1 protein-coding gene is annotated in these 776 nt (G+C 45.6%); it reads left to right on the plus strand.

All coding sequences use genetic code 11. The annotated features are described in order from the left end of the window. The coding region (locus ACS8FC_RS16735) for an IclR family transcriptional regulator (protein WP_439297613.1) at positions 1 to 669 on the plus strand (669 nt) is incomplete at its 5' end. Positions 670 to 776 lie beyond the last annotated feature (107 nt).

The raw sequence follows: 776 nt of genomic DNA on the forward strand, positions 1-776 counted from the left end.
AAAGAACTTGGGCTTCCGCGAAGCTCTACTCATAATATCTTGCAGAGCCTACTGTCCAAGCATGTCATTTACAAAGACCCTGAGAGCCGTTTTTACTTGGGTTCCTACTTGATGTATTGGGCAGGCAAGTATGAACAGCAGCAAGGCGTGGTACGGTTATTTCAAGATTTGATTGCTCAGTATCCAGTATTACTTCAACATACCGTGACGTTGTCAAAACTGGATTTGGGAGAAGTGGTGTTTTTAGCGTGTCATGAGTCGCCTGCCCCGCTTGGTTTTACCTTTCGGGCAGGCGTGCGCGTGCCTGCGGTATTTTCAGCGACAGGCAAAGCCATGTTATCCACATTGTCGATGGACAGCATAAAATCCTTGTACAATGAAACGTTTCCAACGCCCATGACGCCGCGTGGTGTCAAGAATTTTACGGATTTGGCGGTTGAGTTGGCAGTGACGCAAGACAGTCGAATATCTCTCGATGATGGGCAATTGCGTGATGGGATGTATTGCTTGGGTACGTATATTCGTAATGCGTCTGGCACGGCGGTCGCGGGCATGGCAGTGAGTTTTTTGCAAGGAGAGTATGAGTCTAAACGGGCTGAGGTTAGTGCGGTATTAATTGAATTGGCTGAGCAGATTGAGCAGCATTTAGGCTTTATAGCTGAATCATAATTGATTGCTTATGTGACGTAGTTGCAGGATTCATTGAGATTATATCCTGCAACTGATTTACTTTCATTTTATTTCTCTTTAACTGCAAAGCGGCTAAGATTGCGGTT

The sequence above is a fragment of the Psychrobacter sp. 1Y4 genome (genome assembly GCF_051847555.1).